General features: G+C 63.5%; 19 protein-coding genes and 1 pseudogene. 15 read left to right on the forward strand and 5 right to left on the reverse strand.

Annotation, left to right across the window (positions count from 1 at the left end; genetic code table 11):
* Positions 1–45 precede the first annotated feature (45 nt).
* The 5 genes from ACN9MO_RS27840 (at position 46) to ACN9MO_RS27860 (ending at position 4,652) form a co-directional block, all read left to right on the forward strand.
* Positions 46–1,080 (forward strand): sterol desaturase family protein, encoded by a 1,035-nt coding sequence (locus ACN9MO_RS27840; protein ID WP_112996301.1) that lies wholly within the window; start codon positions 46–48, stop codon positions 1,078–1,080.
* Between the two features lie 8 nt (positions 1,081–1,088).
* Entirely contained in the window at positions 1,089–1,400 is a 312-nt protein-coding gene (locus ACN9MO_RS27845) for a MocE family 2Fe-2S type ferredoxin (RefSeq protein ID WP_058322965.1), read from the forward strand.
* Between the two features lie 100 nt (positions 1,401–1,500).
* Positions 1,501–2,445 (forward strand): substrate-binding domain-containing protein, encoded by a 945-nt coding sequence (locus ACN9MO_RS27850; protein ID WP_113132936.1) that lies wholly within the window; start codon positions 1,501–1,503, stop codon positions 2,443–2,445.
* Between the two features lie 120 nt (positions 2,446–2,565).
* Entirely contained in the window at positions 2,566–3,771 is a 1,206-nt protein-coding gene (locus ACN9MO_RS27855) for an NAD(P)/FAD-dependent oxidoreductase (protein WP_057251972.1), read from the forward strand.
* Positions 3,771–4,652 (forward strand): sugar phosphate isomerase/epimerase, encoded by an 882-nt coding sequence (locus ACN9MO_RS27860; protein WP_113132937.1) that lies wholly within the window; start codon positions 3,771–3,773, stop codon positions 4,650–4,652. The genes ACN9MO_RS27855 and ACN9MO_RS27860 overlap by 1 nt, the downstream gene beginning before the upstream one ends.
* On the opposite strand, the gene ACN9MO_RS27865 is transcribed toward ACN9MO_RS27860, so the two are convergent.
* Positions 4,645–5,586, reverse strand: coding sequence for a LysR family transcriptional regulator (locus tag ACN9MO_RS27865; RefSeq protein WP_057251970.1), 942 nt, complete (start codon positions 5,584–5,586; stop codon positions 4,645–4,647). The two genes, ACN9MO_RS27860 and ACN9MO_RS27865, sit on opposite strands and share 8 nt — an antisense overlap.
* A 150-nt stretch (positions 5,587–5,736) precedes the next feature.
* Between ACN9MO_RS27865 and ACN9MO_RS27870 the strand changes: the two genes are divergently transcribed.
* The 9 genes from ACN9MO_RS27870 to pcaD all read left to right on the forward strand — a co-directional run bounded on the left by ACN9MO_RS27870 (position 5,737) and on the right by pcaD (position 14,337).
* A complete protein-coding gene (locus tag ACN9MO_RS27870) occupies positions 5,737–6,918 on the forward strand; it encodes a muconate/chloromuconate family cycloisomerase (protein ID WP_057251969.1) in 1,182 nt (393 codons plus the stop codon).
* Positions 6,919–6,928: 10 nt separating this feature from the next.
* On the forward strand, positions 6,929–7,219 hold the full coding sequence (catC, locus tag ACN9MO_RS27875) for a muconolactone Delta-isomerase (protein ID WP_057251968.1): 291 nt from the start codon (positions 6,929–6,931) through the stop codon (positions 7,217–7,219).
* 73 nt (positions 7,220–7,292) lie between these two features.
* A complete protein-coding gene (gene catA, locus ACN9MO_RS27880; RefSeq protein WP_057251967.1) occupies positions 7,293–8,231 on the forward strand; it encodes a catechol 1,2-dioxygenase in 939 nt (312 codons plus the stop codon).
* A gap of 96 nt (positions 8,232–8,327) precedes the next feature.
* Entirely contained in the window at positions 8,328–9,686 is a 1,359-nt protein-coding gene (locus tag ACN9MO_RS27885; RefSeq protein ID WP_112996297.1) for a Rieske 2Fe-2S domain-containing protein, read from the forward strand.
* The gene (gene benB, locus ACN9MO_RS27890) at positions 9,683–10,171 is read left to right on the forward strand and encodes a benzoate 1,2-dioxygenase small subunit (RefSeq protein WP_058322765.1); all 489 of its coding nucleotides are present in this window, start codon (positions 9,683–9,685) and stop codon (positions 10,169–10,171) included. The genes ACN9MO_RS27885 and benB overlap by 4 nt, the downstream gene beginning before the upstream one ends.
* 39 nt (positions 10,172–10,210) lie before the next feature.
* Positions 10,211–11,233, forward strand: a complete 1,023-nt coding sequence (gene benC / locus ACN9MO_RS27895) for a benzoate 1,2-dioxygenase electron transfer component BenC (RefSeq protein WP_057251964.1) — start codon at positions 10,211–10,213, stop codon at positions 11,231–11,233.
* Complete coding sequence (gene benD, locus ACN9MO_RS27900; protein ID WP_112996296.1) at positions 11,230–12,018, forward strand: benzoate diol dehydrogenase BenD; 789 nt, start codon at positions 11,230–11,232, stop codon at positions 12,016–12,018. The genes benC and benD overlap by 4 nt, the downstream gene beginning before the upstream one ends.
* A 39-nt stretch (positions 12,019–12,057) precedes the next feature.
* Positions 12,058–13,392 (forward strand): MFS transporter, encoded by a 1,335-nt coding sequence (locus tag ACN9MO_RS27905; RefSeq protein WP_113132938.1) that lies wholly within the window; start codon positions 12,058–12,060, stop codon positions 13,390–13,392.
* A gap of 159 nt (positions 13,393–13,551) precedes the next feature.
* Entirely contained in the window at positions 13,552–14,337 is a 786-nt protein-coding gene (pcaD, locus tag ACN9MO_RS27910; protein WP_113132951.1) for a 3-oxoadipate enol-lactonase, read from the forward strand.
* A 42-nt stretch (positions 14,338–14,379) separates the two neighbouring features.
* On the opposite strand, the gene ACN9MO_RS27915 is transcribed toward pcaD, so the two are convergent.
* Positions 14,380–14,784 carry a cupin domain-containing protein gene (locus ACN9MO_RS27915; protein ID WP_112946193.1) on the reverse strand — a complete coding sequence of 135 codons (405 nt, stop codon included), beginning with the start codon at positions 14,782–14,784 and terminating at the stop codon, positions 14,380–14,382.
* A 252-nt stretch (positions 14,785–15,036) separates the two neighbouring features.
* Positions 15,037–16,095 (reverse strand): alpha/beta fold hydrolase, encoded by a 1,059-nt coding sequence (locus ACN9MO_RS27920; protein ID WP_113479966.1) that lies wholly within the window; start codon positions 16,093–16,095, stop codon positions 15,037–15,039.
* A 102-nt stretch (positions 16,096–16,197) separates the two neighbouring features.
* Here ACN9MO_RS27920 and ACN9MO_RS27925 point away from each other — a divergent pair, with 102 nt between their 5' ends.
* Positions 16,198–17,301, forward strand: a complete 1,104-nt coding sequence (locus ACN9MO_RS27925; protein ID WP_425987164.1) for a helix-turn-helix domain-containing protein — start codon at positions 16,198–16,200, stop codon at positions 17,299–17,301.
* Between the two features lie 58 nt (positions 17,302–17,359).
* Here ACN9MO_RS27925 and ACN9MO_RS27930 read toward each other — a convergent pair.
* Positions 17,360–18,541: pseudogene (locus tag ACN9MO_RS27930) on the reverse strand (Do family serine endopeptidase); the annotation flags it as partial.
* 198 nt (positions 18,542–18,739) lie between these two features.
* On the reverse strand, positions 18,740–19,186 hold the full coding sequence (locus ACN9MO_RS27935; RefSeq protein WP_113479964.1) for a hypothetical protein: 447 nt from the start codon (positions 19,184–19,186) through the stop codon (positions 18,740–18,742).
* Positions 19,187–19,281 lie beyond the last annotated feature (95 nt).

Raw genomic sequence — 19,281 nt, forward strand, 5'->3', positions numbered from 1 at the left:
CGGAATTTGTGCGGAACGCCCGCGATCCGCCGGGAGGAGAGCGTTATGGACGACTTGAAGTATGGAACGCGCAACAAGCGAGGCGACTGGGCACCGAACCAGCCGATCGAAACGGCGCCGCTGTTTGCCTTTCCGCCCAAACTGCTGGCGCTCCTGAAGTGGCTGCCGCACTATTTCTTTCCGTGGAACGCGATCTTCGCCGCTTCGGCCGTCGCCTACTGGGCCTGGGTAATCCCGCCGATCGAGACGATGCAGACTTTGAGCATCGGCTGGATCGCATGGCTCTACGTTGTGAACGCGGTCTGCGTCTTCCTCTTCTACGGCGCCTTCGAACTGCACCTCTACGTGCTGAAACGGCAGGAAAACCGCTTCAAGTACAATGGCAAATTCCCGGCCGAGCAGAAGAGCAAGGCTTTCTGGTTCGAGAGCCAGAACCTCGACAACATCCTGCGCACCTTTCTCTCAGGCGTGACGATCTGGACCGCCGTCGAGGTCGCCATGCTCTGGGCCTATGCCAATGGCTATGCGCCTTGGCTGAGCTTCGCGGAAAATCCCTGGACGCTCGCTTTCGTCGCGCTCGTCGTGCCTGTGATCCACGAGTTCCACTTCTTCTGCATCCACCGGCTCATCCACACGCCGCTGCTCTACAAGTGGGTGCATTCGGTCCACCACAATTCGGTGAACCCGTCGCCATGGTCCTCGCTGTCGATGCATCCGGTCGAGCACCTGCTCTATTTCGGCACCGCCTTCTACCACCTGGTGCTGCCGTCGAACCCGATCCTGATGCTCTACCAACTTCACTATGCGGGCTTCGGCGCCATTCCCGGCCATGTCGGCTTCGACAAGGTCGAGGTCGGCGAAGAGACACTCGTCGATAGCCACGCCTATGCGCATTACCTGCACCACAAGTATTTCGAGGTGAATTATGGCGACGCCCTGATCCCGCTCGATCGCTGGTTCGGCACCTGGCACGACGGCTCCAAAGAAGGCGAGGCGCGGATGCAGGAGCGCTACCGCAAGCGCAAGGAAAAACTCGCAGCCCGCAAGGCGCGCAACACGATCGGGGAGGCAGCAGAATGAGCAACGTGATCACCTGGGTACCAGCCTGCAAACTGGATGACATCGAGCAGGAAGGGGCGATCCGCTTCGACCACGCCGGCCGCACCTACGCGGTCTACCGCGGGCCGGATGACAGCGTCTATTGCACCGCCGGTCTCTGCACCCATGAGGCGATCCATCTCGCCGATGGGCTGGTCATGGACTTCGAAGTGGAATGTCCCAAGCATTCCGGCGCCTTCGACTACCGCACCGGCGAAGCCCTTAGGCTTCCTGCCTGCGAGAACCTGAAGACCTATCCCGCCGAAATCGTCGACGGCGAGGTTCGGGTGGCCCTCGGTTAGGGCCCGCGCTTACCGCGCGCTCGAACCACTCGAGCATTGATCGGGTCCGTGGGACCCCCGGAATGCACTCGGGTGATCCGGCACCCATTGGGAGGAAATCATGAAATCCATGTACCTGGCGGCTGCTCTTGCCGCCTTGATGGGAAGTGCTGCCTCGGCGGAGACGATCGGTGTCTCGATGCAGAGCTTCGACAACAACTTCCAGACGCTGCTGCGTGAAGGCATCAGCGCCAGAGCATCGGAAACCGGAGGCGTCAATGTCCAGATTGAGGACGCCCAGACCGACATCTCCAAGCAGCTCAACCAGGTAAACAACTTCATCGCGTCGGGCGTCGACGCGATCATCACCACGCTCGCCGACACCTCCGCCGCTCCAGGGATAAGCGAGGCGGCAGAGAAGGCAGGCATCCCGCTCGTCTATCTCAACCTCCAGCCGGACAATGTCGCCCAGTTGCCGGTAAAGCAGGCCTATGTCGGAAGCCGGGAAACGGACTCCGGCAAGCTGGGCGCCGAGGCCGCCTGTTCGCTGCTCAAGGAAAAGGGCAAGGCCGGTAACGCGCAGGTCTATATCCTGATGGGCGATCTCGCCCACCAGGCCTCGCGGGACCGCACCTTGTCGTTCAAGGAGACGCTGGCTGCCGGCGACTGCAAGGGCGCCACCATCGCCGACGAGCAGTCCGCCGCTTGGACGCGCACCAACGCGATGGACCTTACCACCAACTGGATCACGGCCGGGCGCCCGATCGACGTGGTTTTTGCCAACAACGACGAAATGGCGATCGGCGCCATACAGGCGCTCAAAGCCGCCGGCGTGTCGATGGACGACGTGATCGTCGTCGGCATCGATGCGACGCAGGATGGTCTCGCCGCTATGGCCGCGGGCGATCTCGATGCGACGGTGTTCCAGAATGCCAAGGGCCAGTCGGCGAGCGCGCTCGATGCTGCCGTCGCGCTGGCGCGCGGCAAGGCCGTCGAACGCGAAGTGATGGTTCCCTTCGAGCTCGTCACGCCCAAGAACATGGCCGACTACGCGACTCGCAACTGATCCTCCCGGCCGGCGCATTTCTCCTGCCTGCGCCGGCCACCTTTCCTGAGCGGGATGAGGAACAGTGCGTGCGGTTTTCCGCCCGCATCCCGCTCCAACTTATGATCTTTGGAGCAAGCCATGAATGGCATCGTCATCATCGGCGCCGGGGAATCCGGCACCCGCGCGGCCTTTGCGCTGCGTGAATCGGGCTTTACCGGCAGCGTCACGCTGGTCGGCACGGAACCGCATCTGCCCTATGAGCGCCCGCCACTGTCGAAGCCGCTCAACGGCGCGGTGCAGATGAAGCCGATCTGCGGCGCCGAGGCGCTCCAGGCTGCCGGCATCGACTACCTCCAGGGCGTATCGGCCCTGAGCCTCGATCCGGATACCCGGTCTGTCGCTTTCAGCGACGGGCGGACGCTTACATACGACAAGCTGCTGCTTGCGACCGGCGCTCGCCCGAGGCGGCTGACATGCCCTGGGGCTGAGCGCGCGCTCGACTTTCGCACCTATGCGGATGCGGCGACAATCTTCTCCAGCGCCGACCCGGGAAAAAGTATCTCCATCATCGGTGGTGGTCTGATCGGCATGGAGCTCGCGGCCGTTCTGCGCGGCAAAGGCATAACCGTCAGCGTTATCGAGATGGCGGCTAAGCCGCTCGGACGCGCGGTTCCACCGCGCTTTGCCGCCAAGCTCCATGCGCGGCATCAGGATGAAGGCGTTGCGTTTCATCTCGGTCAGGGGATGGCCGCGATCACCGACGATGCCGTTCTCCTCGCCGATGGCAGCGCGGTGCCTGCCGATATCGTCGTCGCGGCGATCGGCGTTCTGCCAGATGTGGCGCTCGCCGAGGCGGCGGGCCTTGCCACCGGAAACGGCGTCCTGACGGACAGTTTTCTTCGCACCAGTGACCCGAACATCTTTGCGGCCGGTGACTGCGCCGCGGTGGCGCAGCCGGGCGGCGGGTACATTCGCTTCGAGAGCTGGCGCAATGCGCGCAGCCAGGCGGAGACCGCGGCCCGCAACATGGTCGGCGGAAAGGAAGCTTTTGGCGCAATCCCCTGGTTCTGGACCGACCAGTACGATCTCGGTCTGCAGGTCGCGGGCCTGCCGCAGCCGGAGCATCAGAGCGTGATCCGCCAACTCGACGGCGGCGAGCTGGAGTTCTACCTGGACGATGGGCGCCTCCTTGCCGCGGCGGGCCTCGGTTCCTGCAATAGCGTCGCCAGGGACATCAAGCTCGCCGAGATGCTGATTGCCGCCGGTATCAATCCAGACCCCGCAGCGCTTGCTGATCCCGGCGTGAACCTGAAGGCGCTTCTGAAGAACGCGCGGGCGGCCTGATGCAGAAGTTGCTTGTCTTTCAGTCGCTCTGGGCGATGGAGCGCCGGCATGCGGACGGCTGCGAACGCGGTCTCGAGGAAAACATCGCTGTTATCGTCGAGGCCGGGTTCGACGGCATCAGCGCGCATTACACCAACCGTGATGACGTCGTCCGCCTCAACGAAGTGATCCGCGGCACCGGATTGAAGATCGAGGGAGTCTGTTTTCCCCGGAGCGTCGAGGACCTGCGCCCGACCCTGGAACTGGCGAGCGAATTTCCTGTCAGCCACATCGACCTGCAGGCGGACGTCCGCCCGCGCCGGGTGGAAGATTGCCTGCCGCTTCTGGACGGATGGATGCGGCTCGCCGAAAGGGCGGGTGTCGCCGTCTATGTCGAAACCCATCGCCACCGGATCACCAGCGACCTCTTGTTCACGCTGGACCTGCTGGACCGGCGCCCCGATTTGCCGCTGCTCGCCGATCTCTCGCACTATCTGGTCGGCCGCGAGTTTGCCTTTCCGGTCGAAGAGGAAAGCCACGCCCAGGTCCGGCGCATCCTCCACAACGCCCAGGCCTTCCACGGCCGCGTCGGCTCGTGCCAGCAGATCCAGATCGAGATGTCCTTTCCGCAGCATCGCCCCTGGGTCGATCTCTTCCGCGACTGGTGGGCCTACGGCTTTCGCCACTGGCGATCCCGTGCCGCCGACGATGCCGAACTGGTCATGACCTGCGAGCTCGGCCCCAGACCCTATGCGATCACCGACAGGGACGGCCACGACACGACGGACCGGTGGGCGGAGGCGCTTTTGCTTCGGCAGTTGGTGCTGGATGTGTGGGCTGAGAGCGCAGACCCTTCGGGCAACCGAACGCATGGCGCGTGCGTGCCGGACCCCGTCATTTAACGAAGGAGGGCCGGAATGGCAGATTGTGCTCGAGGCCAAGCCAAGGCGGGTTTTCCGCATACATCTCTTCGATCAACTGCTTGATCAGCTCAATGTGGCGTGAATTGTCGCCGACCCGGTGATTGAGGATGACAGGAGAGGTCGCGCGTTCCCCCTCGATCATGCGGTAGTGGACGTCTGACCGCACCTGACGCGCCGAGGAGGGGACGATGCACAGACCGGCTTCCGAGGCGACGAGGCCAAGGGCACTCTGGATCTCCCGCACTTCATGCACCTCGGCAGGGCGCACATCGTGGGCATGAAGCAGGCTCAGCACATGGTCGGCATAGCTCGGCCGCGGCTCCTTCGGATAGACGATCAGCTTCTGGCCGGCGAGCGCATTCAAGGGCAAGGGCGACGTGTCTTCGGCTAGCGGCGTGCCCTCGGGTATCGCCACGGCGAGGCGCTCTTCGCGCATGAGGATGCCGACGACATTGGGATCGCTGTGGTGAAGCCGGCCGAAGCCGACATCGATTCGGCCCTCCTTGAGCGCGGCGATCTGCTGCACCGACACCATCTCCAATAGCCGGATATCGAGTTCCGGCGCATTCTGCCTCAGCTTGCGCACGAGTGTCGGCAGCCCGCCATAGAGCGTGGAGGCGACGAAGCCGATGGACAGGACGCGGTTCTGGTTGAGACCGACGCGGCGCGTGGCCTCAACCATCTGCTCGACTCTCCCCAAAATCTGCAGCGACTGCTCGTAGAACAACCGGCCCGCCTCCGTCAGCCGGACCGGACGGCTCGCGCGGATGATCAGCGGCACGCCCAGCTCTTCCTCCAGAAGCTGGATCTGCCGGCTCAAGGGTGGCTGGGCGATATGCAGCTGCTCGGCGGCGCGGGTGAAGTTGCGCTCACGGGCGACGGCGACGAAGTAGCGAAGCTGGCGCAGATCCATATTCAGGCCCTCATTTTCCTACCATTGCGGTATGTTGCAGTGCGGTAACCGCATGAATCTGCGAAATCTCTATCGCACTATACCATGAAGGTATCATAGAGAACCTATTTGGTGTTGGACGCCACCCAGTGCGCGGCGCACAGTCACGCCATGAACACGACCCTTGCACCCATCTCTCCGACTGCAGCCTTCGTCTCCGTCGTCGAACGGGTCGAAACGATACTGGTCGATCTGCCGACGATCCGGCCGCACAAGCTCTCAGTCGCGACCATGACCGGCCAAACGCTGATGCTGGTGAAGGTCCATTGCAGCGACGGCACCGTCGGGATCGGCGAAGGCACGACGATCGGCGGTCTCGCCTATGGTGGCGAGAGCCCCGAAAGCATGAAGCTGGCGATCGATACCTATTTCGCGCCTGTCATGATCGGCGAGGACGTGACCCGCGTGAAGGCGCTAATGGCGCGCATCGGCAAAGCGGTGAAGGAAAACCGTTTCGCCAAGAGCGCGGTCGAAACGGCGCTGCTCGACGCCCACGGCAAGCGTCTCGGCCTGTCGGTCGGCGAACTCCTGGGCGGAGCGCTGCGCAAGCGGCTGCCGGTCGCCTGGACGCTCGCTTCCGGTGACACCGCCATGGACATTGCCGAGGCCGAAAAGATGCTCGACCTTCGCCGCCACCGGATCTTCAAGCTGAAGATCGGCGCGAAGCCGTTGAAGGACGATATCGCCCATGTGGCGGCGATCAAGCAGGCGCTGGGCGACCGCGGTGCGGTGCGCGTCGACGTCAACATGGCCTGGAGCGAATTCGAGGCGTCCTACGGCATGGCGGCGCTCGCCGATGCCGGTTGCGAACTGGTAGAACAGCCTGTCGCGTCGACGGCAGCGCTCAACCGACTGGTCCGCCGCTTCCCGGTGGCGCTGATGGCGGACGAGTCCCTTACCGGGCCTGAATCGGCCTTCGAGATTGCCAAGACCAAGGGCGCTGACGTCTTCGCGGTCAAGATCGAGCAGAGCGGCGGGTTGTTCAATGCGCAGCGCGTGGCGGCGATCGCCGATACCGCCGGCATCGAGCTCTACGGTGGCACGATGCTCGAAGGCGCTGTCGGCACGGTGGCCTCCGCCCATGTGTTTTCGACCTTTGCCAATCTGCAGTGGGGCACCGAGCTTTTCGGTCCGCTGCTCCTGACGGAGGAAATCCTGGCAACGCCCCTCGACTACAGCGACTTCGAACTGACGGTGCCGGATGGGCCGGGTTTGGGCGTCGAACTCGACGAAGACCGGTTGAAGTTCTTTGCGCGCGAAGGGCTGCGCAAGACCATCAGTGTTGCGAAGTGAGGATCGGCTGATGCTGTTTCACGTCAGAATGGATGTTCGCATTCCCCATGACCTGCCCGCTGAAGAGGCGGCCCAGATTCTCGCGCGAGAGAAGGCCTATTCACAGGCGCTGCAGCAGAGCGGCAAGTGGCGGCATATCTGGCGGATCGCCGGCCAGTACGCCAACTACAGCGTCTTTGACGTCACGGACAATGCCGAGCTGCACGAGATCCTCTCGGGTCTGCCGCTGTTCAAATTCATGGACATCGAGGTGACGCCGCTGCTTCGGCATCCGTCGTCAGTCCGGGAGGATGACACCTGAGATTTCGTTCGGCCGCCGCCGGGAGGTTGGCAGGCGGCACCCGCTTTCAAACTATCCAAGTGGAGGATTTATCATGAGCGTGAAGATTTTCGACAAGCCGGAGACGCAAGGTTTCCTGAAGGTTCTGAGCGGCCTCGACAAGGACGGCGGCAGCCCGCGCGTCAAAGAGATCGTGCACCGGCTGATGTCGGACCTGTTCAAGGCGATCGACGATCTCGACATCACCCCGGACGAATACTGGACCGGCATTGCCTGGCTAAACGAAATCGGTGCTGCCGGCCAGGCCGGCCTGATCTCGCCCGGCCTCGGCCTCGACCACTTCCTCGACGAACGTCTCGACGCTATCGACGAGGAGCTCGGCATCAAGAATCCGACACCGCGCACCATCGAAGGGCCGCTTTATGTCGCCGGCGCACCGGCATCGGAAGGCTTCGCCCGTCTTGATGACGGCCGGGACACCAACGGTCACCCGCTGATCATGCACGGCACCGTCTATGATTCCGCCGGCCAACCGCTGAAAGGTGCGACGGTCGAAGTCTGGCACTGTGATACCCGCGGCTTCTATTCGCATTTCGACCCGACCGGTGTGCAGGCGCCGTTCAATATGCGCCGCACGATCGTCACCGACGCCAAGGGCCGTTACAAGTTTCAGAGCATTGTGCCGCACGGCTACGGCGTGCCGCCGGGCAGCCCGACCGAACAGCTGCTTTCGGCGCTCGGGCGTCACGGCCAGCGCCCGGCGCATATTCACTTCTTCATCAGCGCCGACGGTCATCGCAAGCTGACGACCCAGATCAACATAGCCGGCGATCCGTTGGTCAACGACGACTTCGCCTATGCGACCCGCGACGGCCTGGTGCCCGATGTTACCGAGCGGACCGACGAGGCAAGCATCAAGGCGAACGGTCTCTCCGGCCCCTTCGCCGAGATCGAATTCGACATTCATCTCACCTCATTGGTGAATGGCGTCGACAACCAGATCAACGAGCAGCGCAGGCGCGCCGCCGCCTGATCATTGTTGCGGCGGCCGACTGAGCCGCCGCCCCCACACCGACATTGTTGCAATAGCCGAACCGAGCACGGATCAGCCGTTTGCGGGAGAAGAACCATGTCTGCAGTTATCGACAAAACCCAGGCCCTCGACGATCTGCTCGCCACCGCAGTCGAGGACGATCATGAGACCGGGATGTTCCGGTGCCGCCGCGATATCTTCACCAACGAAGACCTCTTCGAGCTGGAGATGAAGCACATCTTCGAGAGCAATTGGGTCTACCTCGCCCACGAGAGCCAGATCCCCGAGAACAACGACTATTACACCACCTATATCGGCCGCCAGCCTGTCGTCGTCACCCGCGACAAATCAGGCGAACTGCACGCGGTCATCAATGCCTGCGCCCATCGCGGCGCGATGCTCTGCCGGCGCAAGCATGGCAACAAGGGCAGCTTCACCTGTCCTTTCCACGGCTGGACTTTTTCCAACACCGGCAAACTCCTGAAGGTGAAGGACGAGAAGACCACGCAATATCCGCCGCAATTTGCGAAAGATGGCTCGCACGACCTGAAGCGCGTCGCTCGTTTCGAGAGCTATCGCGGCTTCCTCTTCGGTAGCCTGAATCCTGATGTCTCGTCGCTCGAGGATTATCTCGGCGAGACCAAGGTCATCATCGACCAGATTGTCGACCAGGCGCCCGACGGGCTCGAAGTGCTGCGCGGCAATTCCTCCTACATCTACGATGGGAACTGGAAGCTGCAGATGGAAAACGGTTGCGACGGCTATCACGTCAGCTCCGTGCACTGGAACTATGCCGCGACCATGGGCCGCCGCCACGAGGAGGGCACCAAGGCGGTCGACGCGAGCAGCTGGAGCCGCTCGATTGCCGGCGTCTACGGCTTCGACAACGGCCATATTCTGCTCTGGACCAACACCATGAACCCCGAGGTCCGGCCGGTCTTCCACGCCCGTGAGGAGATCAAGGCGCGCGTCGGCGAAGTGAAGGCGGATCTCATCGTCAACCAGACGCGTAACCTCTGCCTCTATCCGAACGTGTTCCTGATGGACCAGTTCAGCACGCAGATCCGCGTCACCCGTCCAATCAGCGTCGACAAGACCGAGATCAGCATCTTCTGTTTCGCGCCGAAGGGCGAAAGTGCTGAAGACCGGACTCTGCGCATCCGCCAATACGAGGATTTCTTCAACGTCTCGGGCATGGGCACTGCCGACGATCTCGAAGAATTCCGCGCCTGCCAGCAGGGCTATGCCGGCATCACCGCGCTCTGGAACGACCTGTCACGCGGGGCGCCGCTCTGGATTGACGGTCCGGACGACAATGCCAAGCGCATGGGCCTCGAACCGTTGCTCTCGGGCGAGCGCAGCGAAGACGAAGGCCTGTTCGTCCGCCAGCACGAATATTGGGCGAAGGTGATGCGCAACGCGCTTGCCTCCGAGACGAAGGGAGCGGTCGCATGAGCATCTCCTACGACACCGCCTGCGCCTTCCTCTACCGCGAAGCGCGCCTGCTCGACGACCGCGAATGGGACGAATGGCTGACCTGCTATGCGCCCGACGTCACCTACTGGATGCCGGCCTGGGACGATGACGATCAGCTGACCGAAGATCCGCAGTCTGAGATCTCGCTGATCTTCTATCCGAGCCGCGACGGCCTGGAGGATCGCGTCTTCCGCATCAAGACCGAACGCTCGGGCGCCTCCACGCCAGAGCCGCGCACCAGCCACAACGTCACCAATGTCGAGTTGCTGGCCGACCGTGGCGAGGAAGTGGATGTCCGCTACAACTTCCACACGCTCAACCACCGCTACAAGGTCACCGACCACTTCTTCGGCACCATGTTTGTGACGTTGCGCAAAAGCGGCGAAGAGCTCGTGATTTCACAAAAGAAGATCGTGCTGAAGAACGACTACATCCGCCAGGTCATCGACGTTTACCACATCTGATGACCGCCGCCTGACGACAAGGGATTGGGAGGAGCAACCATGGCCAGCTACAGGATCGCTTTGAATTTCGAGGATGGCGTCACCCGTTTCGTCGAATGTAGGGACGACGAGAAGGTGCTCGACGCCGCCTTCCGCAACAAGATCAACCTGCCGATGGACTGTTCCGACGGTGTCTGCGGCACCTGCAAGTGCCGCGCCGAAAGCGGTGCCTATGACCTCGGCGACGACTTCATCGACGATGCGCTGACATCGGACGAGGCTGAAAGCGGTCTGGTGCTGACCTGCCAGATGAAGCCGTCGAGCGATTGTGTCATCGCGGTGCCGACGACCTCGGCCGCCTGCAAGACCGGGCAGCAGAAGTTCGCGGCAACGGTTGCGCGGGTCACCCCGCACAATGATGCGGCGATCGTGCTGGAGCTGGACGTGGACGCAGCACCCGCCTTTCTGCCGGGGCAATACGTCAATATCGATGTGCCCGGCAGCGGCCAGAGTCGCTCCTATTCCTTCTCCTCGGCTCCGGGTGAACAGCGTCTCGGCTTCCTGATCAAGAAGATCCCCGGCGGCCTGATGAGCAGCTGGCTGGAGCGCGCGGAAATCGGGACGAAACTCGAGCTGACAGGGCCGCTCGGCAGCTTCTATCTGAGAGAAGTCCAACGCCCCCTGCTGCTGCTAGCCGGCGGCACCGGTCTTGCGCCATTCCTGTCGATGCTCGAAGTGCTGGCCCAGGCCAACGCGCAGCAGAAGATCCACCTGATCTACGGCGTCACCCGAGACCTGGATCTCGTGCTTGTCGATGAGATCGAGGCCCATGCCAAACGGCTTGCCAATTTCACCTGCAGCACAGTCGTGGCAGACGCTGCCTCCAGCCATCCGCGCAAGGGCTGGGTCACCCAGCACATGCCGGAAGAGCTGCTCAATGGCGGCGACGTCGACGTCTATCTCTGCGGTCCGCCGCCGATGGTCGACGCCGTGCGCAAGCACCTCGACGACACCGGTATCGTGCCCAACAGTTTCCACTACGAGAAGTTCACGCCGAACGTCTTGGCGAAGGAGGCGGCATGAGCGCGGCCCGTTTTGAAGGGCGCTTTGCCGGCAAGGTGCTCGTGGTCACAGGTGCCGCTCAGGGCATCGGCCGCGCTGTGGCGCTGCGTGCTGCGGCTGAAGGCGGCAAGGTGCTGTTCGTCGACCGCGCCGACTTCGTCACAGAGGTGGCGGCGGAGGCCGGGGGCGATCGGGCGGCAGCCTACAACACCGATCTCGAGACCCACGAGGGCGCCGCTGCGGCGATGTGCTTTGCCGCCGAACGCTTCGGCGGCATCGACATCCTGATCAACAATGTCGGCGGGGCGATCCGCATGCGGCCCTTCGCCGAATTCGAACCGTCGCAGATCGATGCGGAAATCCGCCGCTCGCTGATGCCGACGCTCTATTGCTGTCATGCCGTCTTGCCGCATCTCTTTGCGCGCGGCGCCGGCACCATCGTCAACGTGTCCTCGAATGCGACGCGCGGCATTCACCGCGTGCCCTATTCCGCGGCGAAAGGCGGTGTCAACGCCATCACCCAGTCGCTGGCGATGGAACTTGCCGAGCGCAACATCCGCGTCGTCGCGACCGCGCCGGGTGGGACGGAGGCGCCGCCACGCCGTGTCCCGCGCAATGCCGCGGGCGACAGCGACGCCGAGAGGGCCTGGATGGGCGACGTCGTCGCCCAGGTAAAGCAGTCGAGCTTCATGAAGCGCTACGGCAGCATCGAAGAGCAGGCGGCACCCATTCTGTTCCTGGCCTCCGACGAGGCCTCCTACATCACCGGCAGCGTGCTGCCGGTCGCCGGCGGCGATCTCGGCTGACGGCTCTCTATCTGAAACGCGCAACGACCTGGGGAGGAGATGATGCGCTCTATCGATGTGAATGAGGCAATAGACGGGAGCCCCCTTGGGGGCTTCCAGTGGATGGTGGTTGCGCTCTCAGCGCTGCTGCTGATTGTCGACGGTTATGACGTCTTCGTCGCCGGCACCGTGCTGCCGACGCTGATCGCCGAATGGGGACTGAGCAAGCCGCAGGCCGGCGCGCTGCAGGCCTGGGCACTGTTCGGCATGATGTTCGGGGCGCTGATCTTCGGCCCGCTCGCCGACCGGATCGGCCGTAAGAAGGGCATCGCCATCAGCTTCGTGCTGTTCACGGTCTCGACCTTGCTGACGGGGCTTGCCGGTTCGCCCGAACAGTTCAAGATCTTCCGGTTTTTCGCCGGTCTCGGCTGCGGCGGCTTGATGCCGAATGCCGTGGCACTGATGAACGAATACGCGCCGAAGCGTCTGCGCGGCACCCTGGTGGCGCTGATGTTCTCCGGCTATTCGGTCGGCGGCATGGTGGCGGCCGGCCTCGGCCTCGGCCTCATCCCATCCTATGGCTGGAAGCCGATGTTCTTTATCGCCGCGGTGCCGTTGCTTCTGTTGCCGGTGGTCCTCTGGAAGCTGCCGGAATCGCTCGGTTTCCTCATCCGTCAGGGCAAGCAGGACGAAGCGAAGCGGATCTATCAGAAGATCGATCCCGGCGTGCGTATCGGTGCGGCCGACAGGCTGGTCTTCGCCGAAACGAAGGGCGCCTCGGCGTCGGTCCTGGAACTCTTCCGCCATCAGCGCACCCTGCGCACGATCATGCTGTGGGTCGCGTTCTTCTGCTGCCTGCTGCTCGTCTACCTGCTGTCGTCCTGGCTGCCGAAGGTGCTGCAGGAAGCCGGCTATGCGGAGAAGGCAAGCCTGCTCAGCCTCTTCTCGCTGAATTTCGGTGGTATGGTCGGCGCCATTGCCGGCGGCTGGCTCGGCGACCGGTTCGGCCTGCCGAAGGTGGTGGTCGGATTCTTCGTCGCGGCAGCCCTGTCGATCGCGCTGATCGGCTTCAATCCGCCGGCGACCCTCCTGTTCCTCATGGTGTTCGTCGCCGGCGCCACCACGATCGGCACGCAGATCCTGCTCTATGCCAGCGTGGCGCAGCTCTATAACCTCTCGGTCCGCTCTACCGGATTGGGCTGGGCCTCGGGCGTCGGTCGCATCGGCGCCATCGTCGGCCCGACGCTTGGCGGCGTGCTCCTGGCGCAGGAGTTTCCGCTGCAGCAGAACTTCGCGATCTTCGCCATCCCGGCTGCGATCTCGGCGCTCGCCATGCTGGTCTTTGCGATCAGCAACGCCCGCCGCGACGAGGTCGTGCAACTGGCGACGGCTTAACGAACGGCGATGGCGGCCGGACCATGAAGGCATCCGGCCGCCATCCCTTTGCGCGTGCGAGACTCGTGCCGCAGCGCGTATGCCTATGAGGCGCAGCGTCGCGCCAACAACCATGAAGCCGCCTTCGCTGGCGGCTTCCCTGATTGGAGTGCCGGTTTCATGGCCTATCTCGACCTACCCAGCCATCGGCTTCATTACCGCATCGACGGCGACCTAAGCGGCAACGCACCCTGGCTGCTCTTCTGCAATTCTCTCGGCACCGATCTCACCATGTGGGATGCCCAGATCGGGGAGCTTTCGCCGCATTTCCGCGTGCTGCGCTACGACCGCCGGGGCCATGGTCGTTCCGCGGTGCCGCCACCGCCCTATACGCTCGCCGATCTCGGCCATGACGTGCTGGCTCTTCTGGATGCGTTGGAGATCGAACAGACGCATTTCTGCGGCCTGTCGATCGGCGGCCTGACCGGGCAATGGCTGGGCGTGCACGCCGGCAAGCGCCTGGACAGGATCGTGCTCTGCGCGACGGCGGCGCGGATCGGCACGCCCGAGGGCTGGACCGCGCGCATCGACAGCGTCAGGGCGGACGGCCTTGCGGCCTTGACCGCCGCCACGGCCGAACGCTGGTTCAGCCCGGAATTCGCAGCCAGCCATCGTGAAGCCGTCGGTCGCGTCCTCGAGAGCTTCGGCACCACCGCGACCGATGGCTATATCGGCGGCTGCACTGCGCTGGCGGGCGCGGATTTGCGAGAAGAAATCGTCAAGATCGCCAGTCCCGTGCTCGCCATTTCCGGCGACGGGGATCCGGTTTGTCCGCCATCCGACCTCGAAAACATCGCCGCTCGCGTGCAGCAGGGGCGTCATCTGTCATTGCCCGGCCGGCATATCGTCAACATCGAGTCCGCGCCGGCATTCAATGCGGCGCTGCTCGAATTCCTTCTCGCTTGAAGGCGGATTCACCAGCAGCACCGCCCAACCCATCAACCTACCTCACTTGACTGGAACGACGAGCGGCGCGTCCTTGGTGACGATGTAGGTCGCGAGTTCCGATGCCTTGGCGGTACCGACGTTCTTAGCCACATGGGCAACGCCAGCGGGAATGAACAGCGCCTGGCCTGCCTGAAGCGTCACCGGTGCCCGGCCCTCGAGTTGGTATTCCAGCGAACCCTCAAGCACATAGGCGATTTCTTCGCCCGGATGGGAATGCTTGATCGAGGCGGTGCCCGGGTCGATATCGACGCGGACCTGCACAGCCTCGTGTCCGGGCACGCTGATCTCGTTCTTGATCAGGTCCGTGCGCTGAATGCCCTGCATCTGCTGAGCCTCAGCCATGCGAAGCGTCGTTACGCTGCCGGCGATCAGCAGGGCGGCGGCAATAAGGCGGTGCGTTTTCATGGGGTTCTCCGTCATAGCGTTGATCGAGTGGGCGTCGTTGGAAGCATCCTGATTTCAACGGAAGTGTGTATTGGCGGTGTGTCGGCCGGGCGCGCTTTTTGTAAGCCAATGTATTTCGCGGTTGGTACCGATGAATCCACTTGCGGTGTCGAGGTACCGTTTCTGGAAGAAGGGACGGCAAAGCGCGGTCCTGCTTGGCCGGGCGGCGATCCGGAGTGCGCATCGCCGCCAGCCTTGCGCTCTCACCAACCGCTATTCCCCGAAGCTCTGCTGCAAGGCTTCGCGCGCCAGGCTGATGATATCGGCATGGATGTAGGCGCGGGGGCGCTCGGTCGGCTCGCAGATGGGGTCGACTTCGCCGAAGGATTTCAGCGCTTCGGCGGCGCCGTCCTTGCATTCCGGCAGGAAACTGAAGTGGTCGGCCCCGGCGATTGCCGCATAGGAGCCCTTTGGCGTCAGTGCCGCCAAAGGCTTGGAGGCGACGGCCTGGGGGATGGTCTCTGCGCTGCCGAGATTGATGAAATGCATCGGTATCTCGATCTTCTTCAGGCTTTCTTCCCTATAGGCCTGGGCGAGACCTGGATCGACCAGTACTGCCGCTTTGATGCGCCGGTCGAGATTCGATTGTTCGAAGCGGGCTTTGTCGATTGTGCGAAGATCGAGCTTGCCGACCGCGACCGGTATGTCGTCGACATAGCCTTTGCCGCCGCCAAACCAAGCGCAATCCCATTTCCTATAGCTGTCGCAGTAGCGGGCATAGGCATCGAGGCTTGCCTCAGCGCCGGACATCTCCATGGCGGTCGAGCCTCCGAGAGAAAAACCGAGGACAGCGATCCGGTCGGCGTCGATAACCATGTTCCATTCGCCGGTGCCGGTAAGCTTGTCGATGACGGCGGAAAGATCGGCCGTGCGCTCCCAGAGCTTCGGCGTATTGGCGGGCGTCGAATCGCCGCTGGTCGTGCCGGGATGGTTGGGGCCGGCGACTATGAAACCGGCCTCTGCGAGTGCGGTCGCCAGCCAGCTCATCGCTTGAACGCGGCCTCCGGAGCCGTGCGAAACGACGACCAGGGGGAACGGCCCCAGGAGGAAGGGGGCGTCCCTTGCGGCCTCTGTTCCCTTAAAGATCTGGTTGTCGCCGACAAGGGCGGTTTCGCCGCCGGTCGCGGCGGGATACCAGATGGTGACTGAAAGATCTCGTCCCCGTTCGGGAGCCGGAACGCTGATTTCGCGCACGCCGACATCATGGGCATGCGAGGGGGTGGCAACGGCCAGGATGAAGGCGGCGGCGGGCAGAAACTGGAGGAGGGGCATGGGCATCTCGCTGGGTTGGAAAAGACGGACGATCGTCGCCGGCGTTGCGCCTCTTCGCGTCCTTGATCGCGATTCAGGTCGTCCCGAATCGCGATCTGGGCCATGACTTGCCAGGTTATCTGCCCGCCAAAGGACTCGCTCTTGATCTTCCTGCCGTTGCCGTTCGTCGTCGCCTTGCTGTTGCTGATCCTGCTGGTTGTCATGTTGCGCGGCGACGAGCCCGCGAAGCGCAATCGGGCGTTTCTCGCCTTGGTGGCGCTCTGTGCCCTCCAGTCGGTGGTCGTCGGCCTGCGCTGGGGCTACGATGTCGCGGCATTGCGATTTGCTCTGCCGGTGCTCGCAAGCGGCGTACCGCCGCTGGTGCTCGCGAGTTTCCACAGCCTGATCCGCAGCGAGGAGCGAAGCGTTCCCGGCGCCGGGTGGATGCACGCGACGCCGACCATCGGCATCCTCATGCTCGTGCTGCTCGCGCCGAGTTACATCGACTTCGCCCTGATCGTCGAATATGTCGGATATGCGCTGGCGCTCTTGAGCCTTGCCCGCACCGGCACGGATGCATTGGACGAAGCACGTTTCGAAGGCGCCGTTGCGGCGCACCGCGCTTTGGTCATTGCCGCGGTCTCGCTCTGTGTCTCGGCCCTTTTCGATCTTGTGATCATTCTGGACTTTGAATGGACCAAGGGGGCGAATATCGGCCTCATCGTCAGCAACGGAAATATGCTGGGATTGCTCTTCATCGGCCTGACCGCGATGGTCGCGGACCGTGCGCGCGCGTTTCCGGTAGCCAGCACGGTCGTCGATGAGGATCCGGTTTCAGTGCCGCAGGACCGGGAGATCCTGGATCGGATCGAACAGTTGCTGGTCAGCCAGAAACTGGCCCGCGACGAAAACTTGACGCTGTCGCGCCTGGCACGGCGCGCGGGCCTGCCGGCCCGGCAGATATCGACCGCCATCAATCGGCTGGCCGGCAAGAACGTCTCTCAATACATCAACGATTTCCGAATTGCCGAAGCCTGCCGGCTGCTGCGTGAGACCGATATGTCGGTGACCTCGGCGATGCTCGAATCCGGCTTTCAGACGAAGTCGAATTTCAATCGCGAATTCCGCCGGGTGACGTCTCTCAGTCCCGGATCCTGGCGCGAGCAAAATCGGGAAGAAAAGCCTGGCCAAGAGGGCGGGGCGATCAACGCCAGAGGCTATCGTTGACAATTGTGCCCGGCCGCCGTGCGGCCGGACAGGTACGCCTCGCGGCGACCGATAGCTACTGTTGATCCCCCGTGTTGCGGCCGACGGTGATCGAGAGATCCCTGGTCTTGCCGGTCCGCCAGACGCTCAAGCTCTTCGAGGTGCCGGGCGAGAGGTCGGCGACCATGCGCGAGAGATCGCGTGGCGACTTGATCGGGCTGCCGCCGAGGGCGGTGACGATGTCGCCAGCCTTGAGGCCTGCCCTGGCGGCGGGTGTTCCATCATTGACGCCGGCGATGAGCGCGCCTTCTGCCTGACGGAGGCCGATCGCATCGGCGATGTCAGCGGTCACCGGTTGAATTTCGACGCCGATGAAGCCGTGCTGGATCGAGCCGTCCTTCATCAACTCGGCGACGACTTTCTGCGCCTGATCCGAGGGAATGGCGAAACCGACGCCGACACTGCCGCCGTTCGGCGAATAGATGGCGGTGTTGATGCCGACCACCCGACCCGCAGCATCGACCAGCGGTCCGCCGGAATTGCCGCGATTGATCGGCGCGTCGATCTGGATGAAGTCGTCATAGGGACCGCTGTGCAGATCGCGTCCACGTGCCGAGACGATGCCGGCGGTCACGGTCGTGCCGATGCCGAACGGGTTGCCGATCGCAAGCACCTGGTCGCCGACCCGCAAGGTGTCGGAATCGCCCCAGGCAACGGTGGCAAGCGGCTTTGCGGGCTTGATCTTCAGTACGGCGAGATCGTTCTTCGGGTCGGCACCGACAAGCTTGGCGGGCACTTGCGTGCCGTCGTCAAGGGTCACCGTGATGCTCGACGCCTTGTCGATGACGTGGTTGTTGGTGACGATGTAGCCATCCGCGGCCACGACGAAGCCGGAGCCGAGCGCTTCGGCCCGTTGCGCGGGGCGCTGTTGCGGGGCCCGGTCCGGCAGCGGAATGCCCTGGTCGCGGAAGAACTGGCGGAACTGCTCGTCGAAGGGCGAGTTTCCGCCGAGTTGCGAGGTTTCGTCGTTACCAGCGTTGTCGGCCTTGATTACGGTGGTAATCGTGACGATCGCCGGCTTGTCCGCCGACACGATCGGAGCGAAGGAGGCGCCGGACGCAAGCGGCACCGCAACGGCCGGGCCGGTTCCGGCGGCCGCAGCCGCGTCATGGCCAGCAAAGGCTGCCATGGACAAAGGCGCGACGATGACGGCTGCGCCGAGGAGCGCGGCAGCACGGTGCCTCATGAGAATGTTTGACATGATCTTGTTCCTTTCGCTGCCAGGTCGCCGAGAAATCTCAGGCGTGCGCCCCGGCCTGGGAGGCGAACACGGCTCATTGCTTCGATCAGCTTCGTGTAAGGGCTTGTGTTGATTGCCGAGGGACCGGGCTCAGGGAGCGAGCCCGGCACCGTCGGTGGCGCCCACCCGAAGGCCGGGTGGGCGGCATCTGCCTGTTGATCACGCCATCCGGGCGATATCCCGGTCGAGGTGCCGAACTTCGTTCTGCAGCCGCGCATAGGATTGCGTCGGCAGCATGCCGTTGTGGGCGGCGGCGGTCTTGATCGCCTGGGCGCGCACTGCGCCGTCCTCGCGTTCAAGCTTCGCGTAGTTTGCCGCGGTCAGCTTGCCCTGTTCGCGGTCGGCATTGATCCGGTGGTTGTCGACCCTCAGTTCATGCAGGACGCGGTCTAGGCGCGACGATGCCATGTGAACCGGTGCTCGGTAGACCGGCATGGCCGGGGCCGTCATGTCGTCCTGGGTGAAAATGCCCTGGTAGTAATCCCCCGTGTAGGCGCCCTTGTCACTCTCGCGACCGAAGTCGTGGTGATCGGCCGCAAAGGCGCCGCCGGCGAAAACGACGAGGGCGAGGGTTGCGATGGTGGTGGTCTTGAGGGGCGAGCGCATATCTGCATCTCCTTCAACGCGGGAAGCGGGAGGAGCTTCCCTGCGAGGCCGTCTTCTATTGTCGCGTCGCGGCCGAAGCGGTCGCCGGCAATATT

This window comes from Ensifer sp. R-19 (genome assembly GCF_049905105.1).
Lineage (GTDB): Bacteria > Pseudomonadota > Alphaproteobacteria > Rhizobiales > Rhizobiaceae > Ensifer.

Bases quoted from the DNA above. Each gene is read 5' to 3' on its own strand.
- ACN9MO_RS27840 (WP_112996301.1), top strand. From the start codon at position 46: ATGGACGACTTGAAGTATGGAACGCGCAACAAGCGAGGCGACTGGGCA.
- ACN9MO_RS27850 (WP_113132936.1), top strand. From the start codon at position 1,501: ATGAAATCCATGTACCTGGCGGCTGCTCTTGCCGCCTTGATGGGAAGT.
- ACN9MO_RS27855 (WP_057251972.1), top strand. From the start codon at position 2,566: ATGAATGGCATCGTCATCATCGGCGCCGGGGAATCCGGCACCCGCGCG.
- ACN9MO_RS27860 (WP_113132937.1), top strand. From the start codon at position 3,771: ATGCAGAAGTTGCTTGTCTTTCAGTCGCTCTGGGCGATGGAGCGCCGG.
- ACN9MO_RS27865 (WP_057251970.1), bottom strand. From the start codon at position 5,586: ATGGATCTGCGCCAGCTTCGCTACTTCGTCGCCGTCGCCCGTGAGCGC.
- ACN9MO_RS27870 (WP_057251969.1), top strand. From the start codon at position 5,737: ATGAACACGACCCTTGCACCCATCTCTCCGACTGCAGCCTTCGTCTCC.
- catC (WP_057251968.1), top strand. From the start codon at position 6,929: ATGCTGTTTCACGTCAGAATGGATGTTCGCATTCCCCATGACCTGCCC.
- catA (WP_057251967.1), top strand. From the start codon at position 7,293: ATGAGCGTGAAGATTTTCGACAAGCCGGAGACGCAAGGTTTCCTGAAG.
- ACN9MO_RS27885 (WP_112996297.1), top strand. From the start codon at position 8,328: ATGTCTGCAGTTATCGACAAAACCCAGGCCCTCGACGATCTGCTCGCC.
- benB (WP_058322765.1), top strand. From the start codon at position 9,683: ATGAGCATCTCCTACGACACCGCCTGCGCCTTCCTCTACCGCGAAGCG.
- benC (WP_057251964.1), top strand. From the start codon at position 10,211: ATGGCCAGCTACAGGATCGCTTTGAATTTCGAGGATGGCGTCACCCGT.
- benD (WP_112996296.1), top strand. From the start codon at position 11,230: ATGAGCGCGGCCCGTTTTGAAGGGCGCTTTGCCGGCAAGGTGCTCGTG.
- ACN9MO_RS27905 (WP_113132938.1), top strand. From the start codon at position 12,058: ATGATGCGCTCTATCGATGTGAATGAGGCAATAGACGGGAGCCCCCTT.
- pcaD (WP_113132951.1), top strand. From the start codon at position 13,552: ATGGCCTATCTCGACCTACCCAGCCATCGGCTTCATTACCGCATCGAC.
- ACN9MO_RS27915 (WP_112946193.1), bottom strand. From the start codon at position 14,784: ATGAAAACGCACCGCCTTATTGCCGCCGCCCTGCTGATCGCCGGCAGC.
- ACN9MO_RS27920 (WP_113479966.1), bottom strand. From the start codon at position 16,095: ATGCCCCTCCTCCAGTTTCTGCCCGCCGCCGCCTTCATCCTGGCCGTT.
- ACN9MO_RS27925 (WP_425987164.1), top strand. From the start codon at position 16,198: ATGACTTGCCAGGTTATCTGCCCGCCAAAGGACTCGCTCTTGATCTTC.
- ACN9MO_RS27935 (WP_113479964.1), bottom strand. From the start codon at position 19,186: ATGCGCTCGCCCCTCAAGACCACCACCATCGCAACCCTCGCCCTCGTC.